This is a genomic window from Nonomuraea sp. H19 (assembly GCF_052068215.1).
Classification (GTDB): domain Bacteria; phylum Actinomycetota; class Actinomycetes; order Streptosporangiales; family Streptosporangiaceae; genus Nonomuraea.
The window spans coordinates 70,287-89,796 of the sequence record NZ_JBQHCV010000018.1 but is presented as its reverse complement, the minus strand read 5'-3'; the positions used below and the strand labels follow the sequence as shown (position 1 = coordinate 89,796).

At 70.5% G+C, this 19,510-nt stretch carries 15 protein-coding genes; 8 read left to right on the top strand and 7 right to left on the bottom strand.

What is annotated here, in order from left to right:
- Positions 1-53: 53 nt before the first annotated feature.
- The 5 genes from ACTMTI_RS34485 to ACTMTI_RS34465 all read right to left on the bottom strand — a co-directional run bounded on the left by ACTMTI_RS34485 (position 54) and on the right by ACTMTI_RS34465 (position 5,021).
- Positions 54-764, bottom strand: a complete 711-nt coding sequence (locus ACTMTI_RS34485) for a hypothetical protein (protein ID WP_441124853.1) — start codon at positions 762-764, stop codon at positions 54-56.
- Complete coding sequence (locus tag ACTMTI_RS34480) at positions 761-1,660, bottom strand: carbohydrate ABC transporter permease (RefSeq protein WP_441124852.1); 900 nt, start codon at positions 1,658-1,660, stop codon at positions 761-763. Before ACTMTI_RS34480 ends, ACTMTI_RS34485 begins: the two co-directional genes overlap by 4 nt.
- The gene (locus ACTMTI_RS34475; protein WP_441124851.1) at positions 1,657-2,586 is read right to left on the bottom strand and encodes a carbohydrate ABC transporter permease; all 930 of its coding nucleotides are present in this window, start codon (positions 2,584-2,586) and stop codon (positions 1,657-1,659) included. The genes ACTMTI_RS34480 and ACTMTI_RS34475 overlap by 4 nt, the downstream gene beginning before the upstream one ends.
- Positions 2,587-2,668: 82 nt before the next feature.
- On the bottom strand, positions 2,669-3,937 hold the full coding sequence (locus ACTMTI_RS34470; RefSeq protein ID WP_441124850.1) for an ABC transporter substrate-binding protein: 1,269 nt from the start codon (positions 3,935-3,937) through the stop codon (positions 2,669-2,671).
- A gap of 70 nt (positions 3,938-4,007) precedes the next feature.
- On the bottom strand, positions 4,008-5,021 hold the full coding sequence (locus tag ACTMTI_RS34465) for a hydroxyacid dehydrogenase (protein WP_441124849.1): 1,014 nt from the start codon (positions 5,019-5,021) through the stop codon (positions 4,008-4,010).
- A 208-nt stretch (positions 5,022-5,229) separates the two neighbouring features.
- Between ACTMTI_RS34465 and ACTMTI_RS34460 the strand changes: the two genes are divergently transcribed.
- Complete coding sequence (locus ACTMTI_RS34460; protein ID WP_441124848.1) at positions 5,230-7,179, top strand: DUF2264 domain-containing protein; 1,950 nt, start codon at positions 5,230-5,232, stop codon at positions 7,177-7,179.
- Between the two features lie 45 nt (positions 7,180-7,224).
- On the opposite strand, the gene ACTMTI_RS34455 is transcribed toward ACTMTI_RS34460, so the two are convergent.
- The gene (locus tag ACTMTI_RS34455; protein WP_441124847.1) at positions 7,225-8,391 is read right to left on the bottom strand and encodes a substrate-binding domain-containing protein; all 1,167 of its coding nucleotides are present in this window, start codon (positions 8,389-8,391) and stop codon (positions 7,225-7,227) included.
- The gene (locus ACTMTI_RS34450) at positions 8,388-10,310 is read right to left on the bottom strand and encodes a heparinase II/III domain-containing protein (protein ID WP_441124846.1); all 1,923 of its coding nucleotides are present in this window, start codon (positions 10,308-10,310) and stop codon (positions 8,388-8,390) included. The genes ACTMTI_RS34455 and ACTMTI_RS34450 overlap by 4 nt, the downstream gene beginning before the upstream one ends.
- 434 nt (positions 10,311-10,744) lie before the next feature.
- On the opposite strand from ACTMTI_RS34450, the gene ACTMTI_RS34445 reads away from it, so the two are divergent.
- From ACTMTI_RS34445 to ACTMTI_RS34415, 7 genes are all read left to right on the top strand, one after another.
- The gene (locus ACTMTI_RS34445) at positions 10,745-12,328 is read left to right on the top strand and encodes a right-handed parallel beta-helix repeat-containing protein (protein ID WP_441124845.1); all 1,584 of its coding nucleotides are present in this window, start codon (positions 10,745-10,747) and stop codon (positions 12,326-12,328) included.
- 215 nt (positions 12,329-12,543) lie between these two features.
- Positions 12,544-13,821 (top strand): protein kinase domain-containing protein, encoded by a 1,278-nt coding sequence (locus tag ACTMTI_RS34440; protein ID WP_441124844.1) that lies wholly within the window; start codon positions 12,544-12,546, stop codon positions 13,819-13,821.
- Positions 13,822-14,027: 206 nt separating this feature from the next.
- Positions 14,028-14,561 (top strand): hypothetical protein, encoded by a 534-nt coding sequence (locus tag ACTMTI_RS34435; RefSeq protein ID WP_441124843.1) that lies wholly within the window; start codon positions 14,028-14,030, stop codon positions 14,559-14,561.
- 352 nt (positions 14,562-14,913) lie between these two features.
- Positions 14,914-16,146, top strand: a complete 1,233-nt coding sequence (locus ACTMTI_RS34430; RefSeq protein WP_441124842.1) for a cytochrome P450 — start codon at positions 14,914-14,916, stop codon at positions 16,144-16,146.
- Positions 16,143-17,492 (top strand): CoA-binding protein, encoded by a 1,350-nt coding sequence (locus tag ACTMTI_RS34425; RefSeq protein ID WP_441124841.1) that lies wholly within the window; start codon positions 16,143-16,145, stop codon positions 17,490-17,492. The genes ACTMTI_RS34430 and ACTMTI_RS34425 overlap by 4 nt, the downstream gene beginning before the upstream one ends.
- Positions 17,489-18,109 carry an acetate--CoA ligase family protein gene (locus ACTMTI_RS34420; protein ID WP_441124840.1) on the top strand — a complete coding sequence of 207 codons (621 nt, stop codon included), beginning with the start codon at positions 17,489-17,491 and terminating at the stop codon, positions 18,107-18,109. The genes ACTMTI_RS34425 and ACTMTI_RS34420 overlap by 4 nt, the downstream gene beginning before the upstream one ends.
- Positions 18,106-19,338, top strand: coding sequence for a phenylacetate--CoA ligase family protein (locus ACTMTI_RS34415; RefSeq protein WP_441124839.1), 1,233 nt, complete (start codon positions 18,106-18,108; stop codon positions 19,336-19,338). The genes ACTMTI_RS34420 and ACTMTI_RS34415 overlap by 4 nt, the downstream gene beginning before the upstream one ends.
- The last annotated feature ends 172 nt before the right edge of the window (positions 19,339-19,510 follow it).

Sequence of the window (19,510 nt, the reverse complement as noted above, 5' to 3'; positions counted from 1 at the left end):
CCGATGACCGCGTGGGCCGCGACCGGCGTCGCCCGGCGCGGCCATCACGGGAGCTACGACCCCGACGCCATGGGGTCGTCGCGCGACAAGGCCGGCGCGAGGATGAACCTCGTCGTCGCCCACACGGCGTACAACAGGGGCGAGCACACGACCAGGACGCCGATCACCGGCTTGACCAGGACGATGGTCACGGCCAGCCCGAGCACGACGAGGTTGGCGGCGGCCAGATACCAGCGCCGGGCCACGAGGTAGAGGCAGGGGCGGACGAGGGCGCGCAGCCGGACGGCGGCGCCGGGCGTCTCCGCGACCAGCACCATGACGGCGAAGGTCACGGCGACCACCAGGGCCGCGGCGGTGATGAAGAACGGCGCGAGCGCCGGTCCCCAAGCGGTGCGCGAGACGACCACGGCGTCCACGGCCAGCATGCTCACGGCCGCGGCGCCGGCCGCCCAGACGGCCAGCGCGCGGGCGGCGGTGCGGCGGTAGCCGTACCAGAACGTCCGGAACACGGCCGTCGAGCCCTCTCCCAGGGCGGCGAAGCACCTGAAGGCGCCGCCCAGCGCAGGTGCGCACACAGACGACAGCACGACGAAGAACGGCCACGACGCGAACGGGTCCCGCACGATCGCCAGCGCCGCCAGCAGCGGCGAGCAGGCGACGGCGAGCAGCACGTTCGTCATGAGACCGACGTAGACGGTGTCGAAGACCTTCTCGTACGTGGTCTGCTGGGCGGGCCGGAGCAGGCCGCGCAGGTGCACGCTCATCCCTTCAGCCCGCTCGTCGCGATGCCGCGGATGAAGTACCGCTGCCCGAACAGGAAGATCACCAGGATCGGCAGCACTGACAGCACGGCGCCGGTCATGATCATGGCGTATTCCGCGTCGTAGACCCCGTCGAACGACCGCAGGCCCAGCTGCACGGTCCACAGCCGGTTGCTCGTCAGGTAGATGAACGGCCCCATGTAGTCGTTCCACGTGTTGACGAACGTGAGCAGGGCCAGGCTGGCGAGCGCCGGCTTGGACAACGGCAGCATGATCCGCCAGTAGATGCCGTACTCGCTGAGCCCGTCGATGCGCGCCGCCTCGCACAGATCGTCCGGGATCGACATGTAGTACTGCCGCATGAGGAACACACCGAAGGCCCCGAACGCCTGCAGCAGGATGATCGACCAGAACGTGTTGGTCAGCTCCAGCCGCTGCATCATGATGTACTGCGGCACCATGTACGCCTGCCAGGGCACGGCGATGGTGGCGATGTAGGCGAGGAAGAGCCCGTCCCGGCCGGGGAAGCGCACCTTGGAGAACCCGTACGCCGCGAAGCTCCCGGTGAGCACCTGCAGCAGCGTGATCGTGACGGACAGGAACGCCGAGTTCCCCAGGTAGGTCAGCAGCGGGATCTTCTCCCAGATCTCCACGAAGTTCGACCAGCGGAACTCCCGCGGGATCCACTCGATGGGGATGGTGAAGACCTCGTTGTCCTGCTTCAGCGAGGACGACACCATCCACGCGAACGGCACCAGCACCAGCGCCGCCACGACGACGAGCAAGACGTAGGCCAGCGTCATGCGGACCAGACGCCCGGCGCGGCGGTCCCGGCCGGCGGGCGAACCCGGCGGACGCGGCCGGGCGGCGGCCGGGGGCGCATCGTGCAGCGTGGTCATCGGGCGCTCCTCCGCTCGTTGAGACGGAACTGGACGGTGGTCACGACGAGGACGATGAGGAAGAGCACCAGGGCGATCGCCGACGAGTAGCCGAAGCGCCCCTCGATGATGCCTTCCCGGTACACGAGCTGGGCCAGGACCAGCGTGCTGCGGCCGGGGCCGCCGTCGGTCATGACCACGATGAGGTCCAGGACCTTGAAGCTCTGGATGGTCAGCATGACCAGGACGAAGAACGTCGTGGGCCGCAGGCACGGCAGCGTGACGCTCCAGAAGCGCTGCCAGGCGTTCGCGCCGTCCACCCGGGCCGCCTCGTAGTACTCCTGCGGGATGGTCTGCAGGCCGGCCAGGAAGAGCACCATGTAGTACCCCATGTCCCGCCACACGCTGGTGACGATGACGGCCGGCATCGCCCAGTCCGTGCTGGCCACCCACTTGGGCGGATCCGCGACGCCGAGCGCTTCGAGGAACTGGTTGATCGGTCCCGCCGTCGGGTTGAACAGCATGTTCCACACGACCGCGACGGCGACCAGGGAGGTGATGTAGGGGAAGAACGCCGCGGTGCGGAAGAACTGCACGCCGCGGATCTTCCGGTTGAGCGCCATCGCCAGGCCGAGCGCGACGACCAGCGTCAGCGGGATGTGACCGACGGCGTAGAAGAGGGTGTTGCGCAGCGCGACGTGGAAGTTCTCGTCGCTGAGCATCCGCTGGAAGTTGTCCAGCCCCACCCACTCAGGGGTGCCGTAGGAGTCCCACTCCAGGAACGCCAGCGCGAATGCGGCGAGCATCGGGACCAGCGTGAACAGCGCGAAGCCGACGAAGTTCGGGAGGATGAAGCTCCATCCGACGAGGATGTTGCGCCGGGCTCGTCGCCGGCCGGCAGGAGCGTCCGGCGCGCTCGGCCCCGGTCGCGTGATTACGTCAGCCATGGTCGTCCTTCGAGACTCCTTCACGGTCCTTTGCGGAGGGACGCGGCGGGCGCCGGATGCCTCCGGAGCCCGCCGCCGTTCCCTAGCTGAGGACGCCCTTGACGCGCTCGTTCATGGTGCGGATGCCGTCGGCGGCCGACTTGTCGCCGACCATGATCAGCTCGTGCTCTTCCTTGAGGATCGTGTCGATGTCGGAGGTCTTGTCGCTGACCGGCATCTCCAGCACGACCTTGTCCGGCTCGAAGGCCTTCTTGGACACCTCGTCCGCGGGCATGCCCTTGATCGAGAAGTAGGCGGAGGTGATCTCGGGGCTCTGCAGCGCCGGCACCACGCCCACCTTCGTGATCGCCTCGGCGCCGGCCTTGCTCGCGGCGAACTGTACGAACTTCTTGGCCGCGTCCGCGTGCTCGGCCCGCTTGTTGACGGCGAAGGCGGTGGGCGAGCCGAAGGTCGTCACGCCCGAGCCGCCCGGGCGCTGCGGCATCGGGGCCAGGCCCCACTCGACGTCGGTCTTGCCGTTCGCCTTCGCCTCCAGGATGCCGGAGATGTACCAGGTGCCCATGGGCAGCATGGCCGTCGCGCCGGTCTCGAACATCGTCCGGTAGTCGGACTTCTGCGTGATCGCGGTGCCGAAGTCGAGGGTGGCGCCGGCCTTCTGCATGCCGAGCGCGGTCGCGTACTGCTCGGTGAAGAAGGAGTACTCGCCGCTGAGCTGGTCGCCGCCGGTCTGCGCCGCCGAGATGGCCTGGACCACCGACCGCCAGGTGTGGTGGTAGGTGCCGTAGACCTTCTTGCCGTCCTTGTCCTTCGTGAGCTGCTGCGCGAGCTTGGCGTACTCGTCCCAGGTCAGGTTCTCCGGGTACTTGACGCCTGCCTCGTCGAAGAGCTTCTTGTTGTAGTAGAGCAGCCAGAAGTCCTGCCGGTACGGCATCGCGTAGTACTTCTCGCCGACGTTGAAGGCGTCCAGGCCGGCCAGCTTCGAGGTGTCGCCCGACTTGACCACGTCGGTGAGCTCGAGCAGCTGTCCCCGGCTGGAGTAGCGCGCGTAGTCGGTGACGTTCTTCATCGTGATCACATCGGAGGTGTCGCCGCCGGCGAGCATGGTCGTGATCTTCTCGGGATAGTCGTCGGCGAGGATGTCCACCGGCTCGATCTTGATGCCGGGGTTCGCCTGCTCGAAGGCGGTGAACAGCGCCTTGAACTCGGGGGTCTTGGCGAGGTTCCACACCGTGACGGACAGGGTGACGTTGCCGTCACCGCTCGCCGCGGGCTCGCCGCCGGAACCGCAGGCGGTCACGGCGAGCGAGAGCGCGGCCACGACTCCCAGGCTCCTCACAAGGTGGCGTCGCACGCGGGCCCTTCCTGAGGGGTTCGAAGCGATCATTGATCCGGTCTCCTTTCCATCGAGCCGGTCTCAGGGCTCAGGCGCTAACCACGAACTCGTCGGCGGTCACGGCCGCGCGGGGCGGCTGACCGGACAGGTAGCGTTCGAGCTCGTCGAGCGCGCTCTCACTCATCCGCCGGGTCTCCGATCCGAGAGATCCGGCGATGTGGGGGGTGATCATGACATTGGGCAGGTCGTACAGCAGTGAGTCGGCCGGCAACGGCTCCGGGTCGGTGACGTCGAGCATCGCGTCGAGCCGTCCCGTGGCGCATTCGCGCTCCAGGGCCGCGGTGTCCAGTACGGCGCCGCGCGCGGTGTTGATGACGGTGGTCCCATCGCGCAGCAGGGCCAGTTCCGGCGCCCCGATGAGGTGACGGGTGGACGGCAGCGCCGGGACGTGCAGCGTGAGCACGTCACAGCGCGGCAGCAGCTCGGGCAGTGAGACCAGGCGGCCGCCGACCGCCGCCACCTCGGCCGGGTCGGCATAGGGGTCGGCGACCAGGACGTCGACGTCCAGGGTGCGCAGCCGTTCGACGACCCGGCGCCCCGTGCGGGAGAAGCCGACGACGCCGATCGTGCGTCCGCGGTTGGACAGCTCCCCGCGGCGGGTCGAGTAGGACCAGTCGTCGCGGTGCTTGCGCGCGTCCTGGGCGAGGAACGGCGCCTTCTTCCCGGCGAAGACGATCGCGGCGAGGGTGAACTCGGCCACCGGGATCGCGTTCTCGTCGGCGGCGTTGGTCACCAGGATCCCGCGACGCCAGACCTCGTCGGTGACGAACGTGCGCACCGTCCCCGCGCAGTGGAAGATCGCTCGCAGCCGCGGCGCGGCGGCGAGCCGCTCGGTCGTCAGCTGCGGGCAGCCCCACGAGGTCACCAGCACCTCGACCTCGCGCAACCGGCTCCGCACGTGCGCCGAGTCGAGTTCGTCGGTCAAGATCGGCTCGGCGAGCTCGACGAGACCACGCAACCGGCGTAGCTGCGGCTCCTGGAACTGCACCCCGAACTTCGCGGGGTCCATGACCAGCAGGGCCTGAGGTCGTGCGTCCTTCACTCGGGTCCTTTCGGCGGCAAGCGCTTACCAATGCCGCCGAGCATGTCCGATCGTTTCGGTCAGGTCAATACCTTGTTAATCAAAACGATCACGTTATCTGATCGATATTGATCGATGACGTGCGAAGCGTGGCGCCACGCCTTGACGCGCCCCGAAGCGATCGCGTTGTATCGTCACGTCCGATCACCTTTCACACTCAGGAGCACCCATGCGCATGCTGCGGGAGTACGACGACCTGCGGCTTTCGCCCTACACCGGCTGGACCCGGAACCACTGGGCGGCGCTCGCCGATCATCTCCTCCTGTCCGCCCGGCGCTACGCGTCGGACTCGCACGCGCGCATCTCGTTTCCCGGTCCGCCGGGCGGATACGGGGCCGACGTCGACGGGCTGGAGGGCTTCGCGCGCACGTTCCTGGCCGCCGGCTTCCGGGTGGCAGGAGAGGGCGGACGTGACCCACTGGGCCTGATGGACTGGTACGCGCGGGGCCTCGCCACCGGGACCGATCCGCGTTCACCCGAACGCTGGGTCCGGCTCGACGAGCACGGCCAGGCGAAGGTCGAGGCCGCGTCCATCGCCCTGGTGCTCCACCTGACCAGGCCGTGGCTGTGGGACCGGCTCGATCCGGTCGTGCAGGAGCAGGTCGTCGACTACCTCGCGCCCGCGATCGGCTCGGACTACCCTCCGATCAACTGGGTCTGGTTCCAGATCGTCGTCGAGCAGTTCCTCGCCTCGGTGGGCGGCCCCTACGAGCGCAAGGACATCGAGGAGGGGCTCGCGCTCTCCGACGGCTTCGCGCGGGAGAACGGCTGGTACGCCGACGGCGCCGAACGCGCCTACGACCACTACGCGGGATGGGCGCTGCAGTTCTACCCGCTGATGTGGGCCGAGATGGCCGCGGGAGATCCGGCGGCGGACTCACGGCTGCCGGTGTATCGCGAGCGGCTCGAACGCTACCTGCACGACGCCGTCCACCTCGTCGGCGCCGACGGATCCCCCCTCATCCAGGGACGGAGCCTCACCTACCGATTCGCCGCGGCCACCCCGTTCTGGTCCGGCGCCCGCGCGGGCCTTGCCACGCCCGGCCCCGGGCTTCTCCGCCGGGCCGCCTCGGGCATCGTCCGCCATTTCACCGAGCACGGGGCACCCGGCGAAGAAGGTGTCCTGACGCTCGGCTGGCACGCGGCCTGGCCGCCGATCGCCCAGTCGTACTCCGGGCCCGGCTCGCCGTACTGGGCGGCCAAGGGCTTCTTCGGCCTGACCCTGCCCGCCGATCATCCGGTGTGGACGGCCGTCGAGGAACCGCTGCCGGTCGAGTCCGGCGACTATCACCTCTCCGTCGCCGCGCCCGGCTGGCTGGTCAGCGGCACCCGCGCCGACGGCATCGTGCGCGTGGTCAACCACGGCACCGATCACTCCCATCCCGGGACGCACCTCACCGACTCGCCCCTGTACGCGAGGCTGGGGTACTCGACGGCGACCTCGCCCGTGCTCGCGGGCGAGCATGCCGCCGAGCCGCTGGATCAGTCGGTCGTGATCCTCGACGAGAACGAGCGGCCCAGTCACCGGACGGGGTTCGAGACGCTCCTCGCCGAACGCCTGCCCACCGGCACGCTGATCGGCGCGTCCCGCTGGCAGGCCCATTGGGTCACTCCCGACGGCGACCACCGTGATCACGGCTCCGGCCGGTCCGGAACGGTACGCCTCGGGCCATGGATAGAGGTGATCTCCGCCGTGCGCGGGCCCTGGGAGATGCGGGTGGTGCGGTTGTCGGCCCCGGCCGGGGAGCGGCCCGGCCCGCTGCGGGCGGGGGGCTGGCCGCTCCCCTCCCCCGGGCCCGCCCAGGGTGAGGGGCCGGACGGCACCGTCCGCTCCCGCGTCATCGCGGGCGCGGGGTTCGACCTGTCCGGCGTGACCGCGGCCGAGAACTCCTCGCCGCTCGCCCCGTGGACGCTCGTCCCGTGGTGCGCCACCAGCGCTTCAGCCCTGCTGGACACGTGGTACGACGTGGCGGTGTTCCTCGGCGGACAGGAGCCGGCCGACCCGCCGGTCCTGTCCTGGGACGGCCCGGTGCTCGCCCGGCTGACCTGGCCCGACGGAACGGCCGACGTCCTGGACACGGCAGCCGTGCTCGGCGGCCCGATCATCGCGCCCTCGTGACGACCCGTCAGCGCCCTGACGCGGCCCAGGGCGTCCTGCGCCTCGTCAGGTGCGGCTCGATGACGACACCGAGGACGAGCGTACGATCAGGCGCGGCTCGATGACGATGCGGTGGGCGGGCCGTTCCGGATCCTGGTCCGCCACGCGGGCCGCGAGCAGCCCGAAGGCCGCCCGGCCGATGGCGGCCTTGGGCGGCCGTACCGCGGTCAGCGGCGGGTCGCACAGCTCGGCCACCTCGTCGTCGTAGGTCACCACGGCGAGATCGGCGGGCACCCGTATGCCGCGCTCCTGGGAGCGTGCGACCAGGCTGATCGCCTCCGGGTCGGAGTGGACGAGCAGCGCCGTCGTCCCGGCGGCGACACACTGGTCGAGCAGGTCATCGAGCACCTTCGGCCACTCGGGGTCCCGCTGATCGACCGTGTGGGCGTCCGGTGTGCCGTCGAGCCTGAGACCGAGTTCCTCACAGGCCTGCCGCCATCCGCGCCGCACGTGCGGGGCCGTCGGGCTCTGGATGGTGGTGATCAGCCCGATGCGCCGGTGACCGAGCGTGGCCAGGTGCCGTACGGCCATGGCCGCCCCGAACGTATGGTCGCTGACCACGGATTCCATCGCCTCGTGATACGGCCCGACGGTGGCGGCCCGCTCGATGAGGACCACCGGCACGCCCGTGCCCTGCAGCCATCGCACCAGTTCCTCCCCATCGTCGCCGGTGGTGGTCGGCGCCACCAGCAGGCCGTCCACGCCCACCGCTTCGACCAGCCGGGCGAGCTGGCGGCGCTCGTCGGCGGCCCGGTAGGTGGCGCCGCGCAGCACGATGCGGGCGCCGGAGGCCGCCGCGGCCTCGCGAACCCCGCGGATCACGTCGGGCCAGTAGTAGCTCACCGACGGCACCACCATCCCGATGGTGACCTGCCGCTCGCCCGCCGTCTCCGGTTCCGGTTCCGGCGCGGGCCGCGGCGGCGGGGAGTCGTCGCGGTCGCCGCCCGCGAGCGTTTCGGCCACCGCTCCGCCGTGCAGGACGGCACCGCCGCGGACCCGGCGGATGAGCCCTTGGGAGGACAGCAGCGCGATGTCGCGGCGGATGGTGATGGCGGAGACGTCCAGCTCCGCCGCGAGTTCGTTGACGCGTACGACGCCGCGCCGGCGCAGCAATTCGACCACTTGGGCGCGGCGCTCGTCCGGCAGCGGCCCCGGCGAGTCTGACACCGTCATTCCTGCACCCCCACCTGTATCTCGAAGGCACCTTGTGCGGTGCCGGGCAGCTTCAGCTCCAGCCGGGTCAAGTGATCGCCCCACACATCCGAGAGCATGGGGTCCTCCAGCGTACGGACGGTGAGCGCGGCCGTCGCGCGCTGCGGGTCCCAGGTGACCAGCGCGGCCCGCCTGCCATCGGGCGGCCGGACGACGATCTGCCCGGTGGCCGGCTGCTCGACCCGCCCAGCCAGCAGGAAGTGCAGGACGCTGGGGTCGCCGTCGCCGGCGAAGCTCCACGCGTCCTCGATCGTGACCCGGGACGCGCGCCGGTCCAGCCGGGCCGTCCGGCGCCAGCGCGCCGGCTCCGGCAGGGGGTAGGCGGCGGCCAGGTCCAGGCGTACCTCGAAGAGACCGGGTTCGTCGGCCACCTCGACCTCACGAGCCCGGAACCGGCGGCCCTGCCCCTGCTGTGTGCCCCGGATCTCGGGGACGTTGTGCCAGCCGCTCTGCATCGTCCAGATCGCGTAACGGTCCGGCCCGAACGTCTGCGCCGTGTACGTCGGCCGGCCCGCGTCGACGAGCACGGGCACGCCGTCCACGGCCACGACGACGGCGCCGACGTCGTTGTGGTTGTGGTGCTCGTCGTTGTGCCCGCCCTTGATCGCGAGCGTGACTCCGCGCGCCGTCCCGCTGGACGAACGCGCGACACCCACCTGTGTCCCGGGCAGCCAGACCGTGGCGACCAGCGGTGGCTCGGCCCGTTCGGCTCCCAGCCATTCGGCATCGGTGAGCTCCCGCAGCGCCCGCCCGAGCTCGACCGTGGCGGGAACCGCGGTCCTGCGCTGGGATGCCGCGTGCCTGATCCCGTCGTGCTCGCCGAGCCGGCGAGCCCAGCGATACGGCACGTGCCACGGCTGATCAGCCGGCGGCCGGGCCCGCGCGTCGGCGAGGTTGAGATACCACGGCCCGCCCAGATGCATGCGGTACGGGAACCGGACCGTCTCGCGCACGACCGGAATCCCGGCCGCGTCGAGCACCCCCGAGGTGGCGTGTTCCAGCAGGTCGAGCGCCTCCAGCGCGCGGCACGCCCCGTTCCACCAGTATTCGTACCCCTCGTCGACGGAGCCGTCGTCCGGCAGCGCCGCGAGGTAGCGATCGATGCCCTCCACGGCCAGGGCGACCTGGCGTGCCCGGTCCTCCCCCGGCTCGGCCAGGCGCAGCGCGGCGACGAGCACGTTGCCGCAGATCCACGGGCACCAGTTGTGCACATCGCCGTCGAGTCCCAGCCAGTGCCAGTCGCGCCGCCGGACGAACGGATCGAGCACTCGCCCGCGCACCTCCGCCCGCACGCGCTCCCGTACCCCTGGAAATTGCGCGTCCAGCTCCACCCCGAGAACCTGGTCGGCCCAGGCGAGCTGCGCGGCGACGTCGGCGGCGCCGAGATCCAGGCACGGCGTGGCCATATCGGGCAGCACCGTCCCGCGAGGACGGCACGACTCCTCGTGCGCCGGCCAGCACCACGAGCTCTGCTCGCACAGCTGGACGATGCCGTCGGCCACCTCGTCCAGCCAGACGCTCGCACGGCTCACCACCGCCATGAGCACCGCGCGGGTCAGCCGATCCTGGCGCTCGAACACGTTGCTCTCGTAAACGGTCCGGTTCCCGTCCCGGAAGAACCGCGCGTACTGCGACGCCAGCGGTTGCGGCCAGGGCGTGTTCAGCTCGGCTTCGGCCTGCTCGCGGACGGCGACGAGGGTCTCGGCCGGGATCCGAGCCCAGACGGCCGCACCGGCGGGAGGTGCCGGCAGCGCCGCGTCCGGTGCCAGCAAGGCGCGGCTCAGGCCGTCCGGCGAGGCCGCGGTCTTCCAGGCGGTGAGCAGCGGGCCGAGGGCTCGCTCCGTCCGGAGAGCCGCAGAGCCGGTTGCAGTGTTCGTCATTTTCCTCCTCGCCGACGCCCCATAGTACCGATCGAAAGTGATCGAAATTGAATAATTAGGTCCTGAGCCTGATTGGACCTGTCTCGTCTCCGGGACTCCCTCAGGGATGCCGTTGATCGACCGGCCCTCGACCGCCGCATTGGCCTGTGCCGCGTGAAAGTTTCACGGCCGCACAGCATGAGGAGGAGGCTTCTCTCCTTGCCCCTTCCGGGGCCTGTGACCTCGGCCGATCTGCCCTCTTCCGGAGAGGTTGCCGCGGCGCGGCCACGATGGGCTCCTCACGTGGCGCCTTTCCACGCTCGGCGGTGCGTGCTTAACTCGGCTCACCGCCTCCGGAAAGCGCTTACCAAACGTGGGTAAGCGCTTTCCGGTCCGGTCTCCAGCGGTCCCACGTCCGCTCGTCATACGACGGGCCAACCCCCCGGAGACGAACGATGCGCCTGAAAGCCGTCATCGCGTGCGCCAGCCTGTTAGCAGGGGCGCTCGCCGTACTGTCACCATCAGCCGCGCATGCCGCGACCACGCGGTACGAGGCGGAGACCTCGCCGGCGGTCTGTACCGGCATCATCGAGTCCAACTGGACCGGCTATTCCGGCAGCGGCTTCTGCAACGGCGACAACGCCGCCGGCGCCTACGCCCAATTCACCGTGAACGCCTCCGCCTCCGGAACCGCGACGTTGGGAATCCGGTTCGCCAACGGAACCACCACGGCCCGCCCGGCCGGCCTGATCGTCAACGGGTCCACCGTGCAGACCCCGTCGTTCGAAGGCACCGGCGCGTGGTCGGCCTGGGCCACCAAGACGTTGACCATTTCGCTGACTTCCGGCGGCAACACCATCCGGTTCGACCCGACCAGTTCCGCCGGCCTGCCGAACATCGACTTCATCGACGTCACCACCGACGGCACACCGCCATCGGGTAACACGCTGTACGTCGCGACCAACGGCAATGACAGCAACCCCGGCACATTGTCGCAACCGCTGCACACCATCCAGCGCGCTGTCGATCTCGCCCAGCCCGGGCACACGATCCTCCTCCGCGGCGGCACCTACGCACCCAGCACCAACATCCAGCTGCTGAAGAACGGCACCGCGAGCGCCCCGATCACCATGACCAGCTACAACGGCGAGCGGGTCGTCATCGACGGCGAGAACATGCCGTACACGCCTGGCGCGGTCGGCTCCACCATCCCCCGCCCCGAGCGAGGCGCCATCCACATCGAGGGCGATCATTGGCGGCTGGCCGGGCTGGAGATCATCCACGGCCCGTACGGCATCTTCGGCCTGGACACCAGCAACAACGTCTTCGACCGCCTGATCACCAGGGACAACTACGAGTCGGGCCTGCACCTCCAGGGCGCCTCCAGCAACAACCAGATCATCAACCTGGACGCCTACGGCAACCGCGACCCGCGCAAGAACGGCGAAAGCGCCGACGGTGTCGCGATCAAGGAGGGCTCGGGCAGCGGCAACGTGATCCGTGGCGCCCGGCTGTGGAACAACTCCGACGACGGCCTGGACTTCTGGATGTTCCTCACCCCGGTCACCGTCGAGTCGTCGGTGGCCTGGGGCAACGGGTTCAACCGGTGGAACCTGCCCGACTACACCGGCGACGGCAACGGCTTCAAGCTCGGCGGCGGCGACCCGGACCCGGCGGCCGACCACGTCGTCCGCAACTCCATCGCCTTCGACAACGCGGTCGACGGCTTCACCGACAACGGCAACCCCGGCCGGCTGGTGACCGACCGCAGCACCGCCTGGCGCAACGGCGGCACCGGTTTCGACTACGCCGATTCCGACTCCACCCTCACCAAGAACCTCTCGGCGGCGAACACGACGCAGGTCTCGCTCGGATCGTCGTCGTCGGGCTCGGGCAACTCCTGGGACATCGGCGGTACGTGGACGTTCCAGAGCACGGACTCGAGCACGATCACCGGGCCGCGCAACGCCGACGGCTCGATCCGAAGCTCCACCTTCCTGCGCCCCTCCAACGGCGCCGACGTCGGAGCCAGATTCTGACACGACCCCGTGCGTCCGGGGCCCGTCCCAGGAGGGCCCCGGACGCACGGGCGGGAATACGTCCGTTTCTCCTGATTCCGGGGGCACGCGATCACTCGAACGGTCCTGGAGATCGCAAGAACACCATTGCTCCTCCCTTGATCGCAAGTGTCAGACATCCTGACCATCACGCTGGTAGCTTCTTTTCAGTCTGTTGAGGCGTTCTGGGGGGCAGGGTGAGCCAGCCGTTAGTGGAGGACGATCCGCGACGGCTGGGCCCGTACGACATCGCCGGTCGCCTCGGGGAGGGCGGCCAGGGCGTCGTCTACCTGGCACGGACGGCGTCCGGCGAGCAGGTCGCCGTCAAGCTCTTACATCACGGTTTGCTGACCGACCCTGGCGCGAAGAACAGGTTTCTCCGCGAGGTGGAGCTCGCCCAGCGCGTCGCCAGGTTCTCCACCGCGCCCGTGATCCACGCCGACCTCGCCGGCCAGCGACCGTACATCGTCAGCGAGTACGTGGCCGGACCCTCGCTGCGCGACCTCGTCACCCTCGAGGGTCCGCGGCGCGGCGCCGCGCTCGACCGGCTCGCGATCAGCACCGCCACCGCGCTGGCCGCCATCCACCGTGCCGGGATCCTGCACCGGGACTTCAAGCCCGCCAACATTTTGATGGGACCGGAGGGTCCCGTCGTGATCGACTTCGGCATCGCCCGCGCTTTGGACGCGCCGGCCGCCGCCTCGACCGGACCGCTGATGGGGACGCCGTCCTACCTCTCGCCGGAGCAACTCGGCGGGGCGCCGGTGACGGCGGCGGCCGACATCTTCGCGTGGGGCGTGACCATGGTGTTCGCCGCCTCGGGCCGGCCCGCGTTCGGCGCCGACTCCACCCCCGCGGTGATCAACCGGATCCTCAACAAGGAGCCGGTGATCTCCGGGCTGGACGGGACGCTGCTCGAACTCGTCAGCGCCAGCCTGTCCAAGGATCCGGCCAAGCGGCCGAGCGCCGATGACCTGATCGCCGGGTTGACCTCGCTCTCCGTGCGTCCCCCGGCGCGCCGGCGCCGCCGTGCGACGATCTTGACGATCGCCGGGTGCGCGGCGGCGGCGCTGCTCGTCACGGGCGGCGTGCTGATCAACGCGGGCGGCCAACCGGTGGGATCACCCCCCGAGGGGGACTCGACGTCTCACCCACCTGTGCCATCCACCACCCCTCTCGCCACGCCCTTCACCTCTGCGCCGTCACAGACCAGACGAGCGGAACAGCGGACGTCGCCCCGGACACCCAAGCAGACGCCCCGTCTCAGGACGTCGGCGCCGACCGCCAAGCCGGCCCGTACCGAGGGCCACGTGAGCACACCGATGGGCAACGAATCCACGCAGGGCCCAACACCCGGCCGGAGTTCCGAAAGCACCCCCGAATCACGCCCCGAGACCACCGCCGCAGCACCGTCTTCGCCGCAGTTCCCGTCCCCTCCCGAGAATCCCTTCACCTGCGTTCCCTCGATGTGCTGACAGCGCCCGCGATCGCCTCTGAAGCACAATCTTGGGAGATGCCGGTCCCTGGGGACACATCGCGGCGCTCCTGAACTGGGAACTGCGCCGGGTCGTCACCGTACGTGTTGACGCTGCGTCATACGGTTATCTCCTCACATAGAGACCCGCTTGCCGCAACCACCTGATGCACACAACGTCAGGAGCGCCCCGACTCGAGGAGCTTCATGCCGATCCTCGCCCGGTTCACCGCCGCCGCCCTGCTGATCACACTCACTGCCTGCGCCGACTCACGTGCCGCACCGCCGGCGCCGCTCGCGGCGGCAACACACACGACGACGCCCACTACGCCGACGACGTCTGCCCCGACCCCGACGCCGACGACATCGTCTGCCCAAACTCCGACTGCCGGGCCTCAGGCGGCTGACGGGAGGAGCCTGGCGGCCTGCGAGGACGCCGACTGCGAGGTCGAGATCCGGGCCGGCGACGAGATCACGATCGGCAAGCGGTTCGGGGTGCAGGAGCTCACCATCGGTTTCATCCACTCGGACGAGGTCGGGATCGCGTTCTTGGGCTCCTCCGGTGGGTTGCGTGTCGAGGGCAGGAACGTCAGCGTCAGCGGTAGCTGCGTCAACGGCGAGTGCCGCGACGAGGGCAAGCTGTCCCTGACGCCCAGCGAACCCGGCCGTATCAATACCATGCGGCTGGAATTGACCCACCTCTCCGGCGACCGCGCCATTCTGCGGCTCGCACCGAAATGACCAACGGCGCACCACACGCCTGACCGCACATGATCGGGCGGGCAGCGTCGGCGGCCACCTTGCGGCGAAACCCGGAGAGATGGATTGTGGGCATGTCGACCTCTCCGGAGGTTGCAGGCATGCGAGTCGACCAGGCGCCTCTTCCTCCGTGTCCCGCTGAGCGGACCGCGTCGCTTGAGCCGGCCTGGCCCGCTCAGGTCTACTCCGCGACACCTGGTCAAGCTCCCCCACGGCGACCAGCGAGAGGAGCGCAAGGTGCGTCGCTGGCGATCTCGGCCATCGGGTTCATCTTCGACCGCATGTTCCTGGTCATCCGCGCCAGGTTGCTGTTCTGGAGCACGGAGGGTCAACGGTGACGGGAACACACGTGAACGAGGAATGGTCCGTGGCGGCGGTCGTCCGCCGGCTGCTGAGCCCCGAGGGCCTCGCCGACCCGTACCCGATCTACCGGGAGATCAGAGCGGCCGCGGACGCGGGCCGGCCCACGGGCCGGTTCCTGTTCCGGTACGCCGATGTGCGGGAGGCGCTCTACGACCGTGAGCTGAGCTCTGACCGGGTGTCGGCCATCCTGCGCCCGCTGCCCGAGCCCGTCAGGGCCCACACGGACCTCCTGGAGAAGACGATGCGGGACATCGTCGTCTTCAAGGACCAGCCCGGCCACCGCCGGCTGCGGCGCCTGCTCAGCCAGGCGTTCACCCCTCGCATGGTCGAGACCGCCAAGCCGGCCATCGCGGAGATGACGGACCGTCTTCTGGACTCTCTGCCCGTGGACGACGTGGTGGACCTCCACCGTGGCCTGACCTACCCGCTCCCGGCGATCGTCGTCGCCGCGTTGCTCGGCATCCCGGAAGCCGACCGGGACGCGTTCCAGTCCTGGGCGCTCGACCTGGTCCTGGTCGTCGGCTCGGGCGCGCTCACCCCCGAGCTGGCCGCGCGCGCCACCCGCAGCGCGGCCGAGATGCGCGAGCTCGTCGCCCGGCTCGTGGCCGAGCGCTCCGGCGCGCCGGGCTTCGACCTGCTCAGCGAGATGATCGCGGCGAGCGACGACGGGGCGCGGATCAGCGCCGGCGAGCTGTACGCGAACGCGCTGTTCCTGATGACGGCGGGGCACGAGACCGCCACGAACATGCTCAGCAACGGCATACTCGCGCTGCTGCGCCATCCGGAGCAGCTCGACCTGCTCAGCAAGGACCTGTCCCTGCTGGGCACGGCGACGGAAGAGATGCTCCGCTACGAAGGCCCCGTGCAGATCGCCGCCCGCATCGCCGACCGCGACCGCGAACTGCGAGGACTGGAGCTGCGGGCGGGACAGGCGGTCATCCTCATGCTGGGGGCCGCCAATCGCGACCCGGAGGTCTTCCCCGACCCCGACCGCTTCGACATCACCCGCTCCCCCAACTCGCACGTCGCGTTCTCCCACGGCATGCACTTCTGCCTCGGCGCGGCGCTCGCCCGCGCCGAGATGGAGGTCGTCCTCCCCCGGTTGTTCGACCGTTTCCCGAAGCTGCGGCTCGCTGAGGAGCACATCGAATGGCAGCCGACCCTCGACTTCCGCGGCCCGAACCGGCTGCTGGTGAGGCGATGACGACCATGGCCCACGATCTGGATCCGCTGTTCGCCCCCGGGAGCGTCGCCGTCTACGGAGCGTCGGCCGCCGACTCCGGCAAGCTGGGCAACAAGCTGCTGGCCAACGCCGCCGACGGGGCGATCCCGGTCGTGTGCGTCCACCCGTCCGCGGGCGAGATCGGCGGTGTGCCCGCGCGGGCGAGCCTCGGCCGCCCGGTCGACCTCGCGCTGGTCTCCGTACCGGCCGCCGCGGCGGAGAAGGCCGTGCACGACGCCGTGACCTCCGGCGCCCGCACCGTCGTCGTGCTCTCCTCGGGCTTCGGCGAGGCGGGTCCCGAGGGGCGCGCGGCCGAGCGGCGGATCGTCGAGCTGGTCCGTGCGCATGGCGCCCGCCTCGTCGGGCCCAACTGCATGGGCGTGGTGAGCCGCCTCGGCGACGGCACGTGGCTGAACGGGTCGTACTTCTGGTCGGTTCCGCGACGGGCCGGGGCCCTCAGCTTCGTCAGCCAGAGCGGCGCGTTCGGCGGGATGTTCCTGTCGGAGGTACGCCGCCGCGAGCTGGGCTTCGCCCGCTTCCTCAGCCTGGGCAACTCCCCCGACGTGGACGTCACCCATGCGCTCACCTGGCTGGCGTCCGACCCGGAAACACGGGTCATCGGGGTGTTCACCGAAGGGCTGCGGGACGGGCGCGCGTTCGTCGAGGTGGCGCGCGAGATCACCCCGCACAAGCCGGTCGTCGTGCTCAAGGGCGGGCGCGGCGGGGCGGGCGCCCGCGCGGTCGCCGGGCACACCGGATCGCTCGCGGGCAGCGCACGGGCGTACGAGGCGGGCTTCCGGCGGGCCGGAGTGGTCTCGGTCGAGGAGTCCGCGGAGTTCTTCGACGTGCTCACGGCCTTCTCGGCGCCGTCCTTTTCGGCCCGCGGGCACGGCAGACGGGTCGCGGTCGTGACGATCTCGGGCGGGCCGGGAGTGCTCGCCGCCGACGCGGCCGAGCGGCACGGTCTGGAGCTGCCGGAGCTGCCGCCGGGGCGGCAGGCCGCCATCCGGGCGCTCGCGCCGGAGTTCGCCGCCCTCGCCAACCCGGTCGACCTCACCCCCCAATGCCCGCCCGCGAACTTCCGTCCCGCGATCCGGGCCGTGTACGAGGAGGACGACATCGACGGCGTCATCGTGGTCAACTGCGGCCTGGACATCCCCGAGTTCGGAGCGGCCGTCGCCGAGGCGTTCGCGGCGACCCGCAAGCCCACGACCGCCTTTCTGCTGGACGTGGGACGGGTGCGCAAGGCGGTGGCCGAGGCCGGGATCCCCTGCTTCGACCTGCCCGAGGCGGCCGTCCGCGGGTACGCGGCGGGAGTGGCCCGATGATCCTGCGGCCGCTCAGCGAATGGGAGAGCAAGCGACTGCTCGGACCCGGCCTGCCCACCGCGCGGGAGGCCCGTACGACCTCGGCGGCGCAGGCCCGGGCCTTCGCGGAAGACATCGGGGCAGCGGTGGTCGCCAAGGCCTCCGGCGTCGCCCACAAGTCGGACGCCGGGCTCGTACGGCTCGGCCTCGGCCCGGAGGACGCGGCCGCCTGCTGGGCCGGGCTGGCCGCGGCCGGGGACGGCACGGTGCTCGTCGCCGAGCAGGTGCGCGGCGAGCTGGAGCTGATCGTCGGGGGCAGCCGTGACCCGAGCTTCGGCGCGCTCGTGACCGTGGGCCTCGGCGGGGTCGCCACCGAGGTGTTCGATGACGCCGTGGTGCTGCTCGCCCCTCCCGAGGAGGGAGAGCTCGACCGGGCGCTCGACGGCCTGAAAGGCGCCCGGCTGCTCAACGGCTACCGAGGCGCCCCGCCGGTCGATCGGGCCGGGCTGGCGCTGATCGTCGACCTGGTCGCGGCGCTGCTGGAAGCCGATCCGGACGTCGTGGAGATCGACTGCAATCCCGTGCTCGTCCGCGACGGCCGTCCGACCGTCCTTGACGCCCTGGTGGTGAAGCGATGACGAGCTTTGAACCGCTCGCCGGCCCGGCCCCGGCCGCCCTCCGGGCCGCGGTGGAGCGTGCCTGCGCCGGTTCGACCTTCCTGCGGGCCAAGCTCGCCGCGGCAGGCGTGCGACCGGAGGAGGACCTGGCCCTTCTCCCGTTCACCACGAAGCAGGAGATCCGGGAGACCCCGTTCCTGGAGTACGCGGCCGTGCCCGCCGAGCGCATCGTGCGCATCCACTCCTCGTCGGGCACGACCGGGCGGCGCACGATCTGCGCGTACACCGCCCGGGACCTCGACGACTGGGCGCAGATGTTCGCCCGCTGCTACTCCTACGCGGGAGTGACCGCTCACGATCGCGTCCAGCTGATGGTCGGGTACGGGCTGTGGACGGCCGGCGTCGGCTTCCAGGCCGGGGCCGAGCGGCTCGGAGCGATGACGGTGCCCACCGGGCCCGGCAACACCGAGCTGCAGCTGGAGATGATGCGGGAGGCCGGCACCACGGTCTTCGGCGCCACCTCGTCGTTCGCCCTGCTCATCGCGGAACTCGTGGAACAACGGGGCCTGCGCGCGGAGCTGGCGCTGCGCGCGGCACTGGTCGGTTCCGAGCGCTGGGGCGACACGACCCGTGCCCGCATCGAGGGGCTGCTCGGCGTGGAGACCTTCGACATCTACGGGATGACCGAGCTGTGGGGGCCGGGCACGGGCATCGAGTGCGACCGTCACGACGGCATCCACATCTGGAGCGACCACTACCACGTGGAGATCATCGATCCCGAGACCCTCCAGCCGGTGCCGCCCGGCACCGTCGGCGAGATCGTGGTGACCACGCTGGCCAAGGAGGCCACGCCGCTGATCAGATACCGGACCCGCGACCTGTCGTTCCGGTACGCCGAGCCCTGCCCGTGCGGCAGCCCGTACCCGCGCATCGGCCGGATCCAGGGCCGCTCCGACGATCAGGTCAAGGTGCGCGGTGTGATCTTCCTGCCCGCGCAGGTCGATGTCGTGCTCGCCGAAGTGGACGGCGCGGGCTCGGAGTTCCAGGCGCACGTGGAGCGTGACGGGCACGGCAGGGACCTGCTGACGATCCGGGTCGAGGGCGACGGCAGGCCGGGGCTCGCGGAGGCGCTGCGGCGGCGGCTGCGCGACAAGATCGGTCTCAGCGTCGACCTCGACCTGGTCGCGCAGGGCACGCTGCCGCGCAGCGAACGCAAGACCCAGCGCGTGTTCGACCACCGGGACCTTTGACGGTCATGGGAGCTGCGCGACCATGGAGGTGTCCACACCGACCAGGCCGACCTTGGCGGAGCCACCGGGCGAGCCGAGGGGCGCGGTGCCGCCTGGGCCACCAGATTGTCCACGAGGTCCCTGCCACGCACCGACGGGAAGCCCGCGATGTCGAAGATCGGCTTCTCCGGGT

Excerpts from the sequence above, each read along its gene's own strand:
- ACTMTI_RS34420 (WP_441124840.1), top strand. The coding sequence starts at position 17,489 with ATGATCCTGCGGCCGCTCAGCGAATGGGAGAGCAAGCGACTGCTCGGA.
- ACTMTI_RS34425 (WP_441124841.1), top strand. The coding sequence starts at position 16,143 with ATGACGACCATGGCCCACGATCTGGATCCGCTGTTCGCCCCCGGGAGC.
- ACTMTI_RS34480 (WP_441124852.1), bottom strand. The coding sequence starts at position 1,660 with ATGACCACGCTGCACGATGCGCCCCCGGCCGCCGCCCGGCCGCGTCCG.
- ACTMTI_RS34415 (WP_441124839.1), top strand. The coding sequence starts at position 18,106 with ATGACGAGCTTTGAACCGCTCGCCGGCCCGGCCCCGGCCGCCCTCCGG.
- ACTMTI_RS34435 (WP_441124843.1), top strand. The coding sequence starts at position 14,028 with ATGCCGATCCTCGCCCGGTTCACCGCCGCCGCCCTGCTGATCACACTC.
- ACTMTI_RS34455 (WP_441124847.1), bottom strand. The coding sequence starts at position 8,391 with ATGACGGTGTCAGACTCGCCGGGGCCGCTGCCGGACGAGCGCCGCGCC.
- ACTMTI_RS34475 (WP_441124851.1), bottom strand. The coding sequence starts at position 2,586 with ATGGCTGACGTAATCACGCGACCGGGGCCGAGCGCGCCGGACGCTCCT.
- ACTMTI_RS34445 (WP_441124845.1), top strand. The coding sequence starts at position 10,745 with ATGCGCCTGAAAGCCGTCATCGCGTGCGCCAGCCTGTTAGCAGGGGCG.
- ACTMTI_RS34485 (WP_441124853.1), bottom strand. The coding sequence starts at position 764 with ATGAGCGTGCACCTGCGCGGCCTGCTCCGGCCCGCCCAGCAGACCACG.
- ACTMTI_RS34450 (WP_441124846.1), bottom strand. The coding sequence starts at position 10,310 with ATGACGAACACTGCAACCGGCTCTGCGGCTCTCCGGACGGAGCGAGCC.
- ACTMTI_RS34460 (WP_441124848.1), top strand. The coding sequence starts at position 5,230 with ATGCGCATGCTGCGGGAGTACGACGACCTGCGGCTTTCGCCCTACACC.